The organism is Bradyrhizobium sp. Bra64 (assembly GCF_024519875.1).
Classification (GTDB): domain Bacteria; phylum Pseudomonadota; class Alphaproteobacteria; order Rhizobiales; family Xanthobacteraceae; genus Bradyrhizobium; species Bradyrhizobium japonicum_G.
In genome coordinates, this window is record NZ_JALJRD010000030.1 from 1 (window position 1) to 2507 (window position 2507).

General features: G+C 63.9%; 3 protein-coding genes. All 3 read left to right on the forward strand.

Going from position 1 to position 2507, the window contains the following annotated elements; all coding sequences use genetic code 11:
* Positions 1-81 precede the first annotated feature (81 nt).
* The 3 genes from NR187_RS34805 (at position 82) to NR187_RS34815 (ending at position 2494) form a co-directional block, all read left to right on the forward strand.
* Complete coding sequence (locus NR187_RS34805; RefSeq protein WP_256809515.1) at positions 82-540, forward strand: transposase; 459 nt, start codon at positions 82-84, stop codon at positions 538-540.
* Positions 537-893 carry an IS66 family insertion sequence element accessory protein TnpB gene (tnpB, locus tag NR187_RS34810; protein ID WP_256809516.1) on the forward strand — a complete coding sequence of 119 codons (357 nt, stop codon included), beginning with the start codon at positions 537-539 and terminating at the stop codon, positions 891-893. Before NR187_RS34805 ends, tnpB begins: the two co-directional genes overlap by 4 nt.
* Before the next feature lie 122 nt (positions 894-1015).
* Positions 1016-2494 (forward strand): IS66 family transposase, encoded by a 1479-nt coding sequence (locus NR187_RS34815; RefSeq protein WP_256809517.1) that lies wholly within the window; start codon positions 1016-1018, stop codon positions 2492-2494.
* The last annotated feature ends 13 nt before the right edge of the window (positions 2495-2507 follow it).

Consider the following 2507-nt stretch of genomic DNA (forward strand, 5'->3'; position numbering starts at 1 on the left):
GTAAGCGCTGTTCAGCGGCCACCTACCGGATGATGGGGTGATCTGCGAGTCTGCGGTTCGATTTGGACCGTTAGGCTTAGAATGGACACAGTGCATACTGCTATCACGGAGCCGGTACGGCGGCTTGAGGTCTTCACGGGCGCCGGCCGTCGGCGGAAGTGGAGCGACGAGGACAAGGCGCGGATCGTCGCGGAGATCGTAGCGAGCGGCGACTCGGTCTGTTCGGTAGCCCGACGGCATGGATTGTCACCGCAGCAGTTGTTTGGCTGGCGACGTCAGTTGCGAGAGGCAGCAGGCGGTCATTCCGAGATAGAAGAAGTACAGTTTGTGCCGGCGGTGGTGGATGTCGCAGTGCCGGCGCCCGCTCTTGGCGGGGAGCGCAAAGTGGCGGGCTGCAAACCCAAACCGGATGCCCGAGCTCGCCGTTGCGATGCCGGGATCATCGAGATCGAAGTCGACGGCATCACGATCCGGGCCGGTCGTGGTGCGGACACGGCGATGATTGCGTCGATCGTCCAGGCGCTGAAGGCGAGCCGGTGATCGGTCCGTCGGGGGCGGTCCGGGTGATGGTGGCGACCAAACCGGTGGACTTCCGCAAGGGGATGGAAGGGCTTGCGACCCTGGTGCGCGAGAGCATGGGGGCTGACCCATTCTCGGGAGCTGTCTATGTGTTCCGTGCCAAGCGGGCGGATCGGATCAAGCTGGTGTTCTGGGACGGAACGGGTCTGTGCCTGTTCGTCAAACGGCTCGAGGATGGGATCTTCCGCTGGCCGAAGATCGAGGACGGCGTGATGCGTCTGTCGGCGGCGCAATTGTCGGCGCTGTTGGAAGGGCTCGACTGGCGGCGTGTCCACGAGGCACGGGAGACGCCGGCGCCAACGCAAGCCGGATAGTTGTTGGAAGCGCTGCGGCGAAGTGAATCAGGCGCATCGAGCGCGTCGCCGGATGGCGGCGAATATGCTCTGAATTGGGTGTGAGCGACGCCCTGCCTGACGATCCCGAGACGCTGAAAGCGATGCTGCTTGCTGAGCGGTGCGAGAGCGAGCGGCTGCGTCAGATCATCAAGGAATTGCAGCGGCATCGGTTCGGCCGGCGGGCAGAGACCTTGCCTGAAGATCAGATGCTGCTGGGCCTGGAAGATGTCGAGCAGGTCGCAGCATACAGCGAGACGGCGCAGGACGTCAGCGCATCTGAAAGCCGTGAGGCTCGGGCTCGCAAGCGCCGGATCAACCGTGGCGCCTTGCCGGCGCACTTGCCGCGGATCGAGGTCGTCGTCGATATCGACAATAAGATCTGCTCCTGTTGCCAGGGCGAATTGCACCGCATCGGCGAGGATAGAAGTGAGCGGCTGGACCTGGTCCCGGCGCAGTTCCGGATCCTCGTCACCCGGCGTCCCAAATACGCCTGCCGGGCTTGCGAGGACGGTGTCATGCAGGCGCCGGCCCCGGCCCGGCTGATCGAGGGTGGTCTGCCGACCGAGGCCACCGTCGCCCAGGTCCTGGTCTCCAAATATGCCGATCACCTGCCACTCTACCGGCAGGCGCAGATTTACGCCCGCCAAGGCATTGAGCTTGATCGTTCGACGCTGGCGGACTGGGTGGGACAGGCAGCCTTCCATCTGCGCCCGTTGCATGAGCGGCTCCTTGGCAAGCTCAGGCAGCGGCCAAAGCTGTTCGCCGACGAGACGACGATGCCGGTGCTCGATCCCGGCCGCGGGCGCACCAAGACCGGTCAGCTCTGGGCCTATGCGGCGGACGACCGGCCATGGTGCGGTGCCGATCCGCCGGGCGTCGCCTATGTCTATGCGCCCGACCGCAAGGCCGACCGACCGATCGCTCATCTGGCAGGCTTCAAGGGGATCCTGCAGGTCGACGGCTATGCCGGCTATGGCAGGCTCGCCGAGCGTGGCAACGTTCAGCTTGCATTCTGCTGGTCGCACATGCGGCGTAACTTCTACGAACTTGCCACCCCCGGTCCTGCGCCTATTGCGAGCGAGGCGCTCAAGCATATCGCCGCGTTCTATGCCATCGAGAAGGACATCCGCGGCCGCAGCGCCGAGGAACGTCGTCTCGTTCGACAACAGAAAAGCCGGTCGCTGGCGGAAGCCTTCGAGCGGTGGCTCCGCGCAAAGCTCGCGTTGATCAGCCAAAAGGGCAAGCTGGCAGACGCCATCCGTTATGCGCTCTCACGCTGGGATGGCCTGACGCGCTTCATCGATGATGGCCGTATCGAGCTCGACAATAACGCCGTCGAGCGCTCGATCCGTCCGATCACGTTGAACCGTAAAAATGCGCTGTTCGCAGGCTCCGACGGCGGTGCCGAACACTGGGCCATCATCGCCTCCCTGGTCGAAACCTGTAAGCTGAACGACCTCGATCCGCTTGCCTACCTGACCGACGTCCTCACCAGGATCGTCAATGGCCATCCGAATAGCGAGATCGATCAGTTGCTTCCCTGGGCCTATTGCCGTCACGACCTCAGAGCTGTGGCCTGAAGACAGCGCTTAC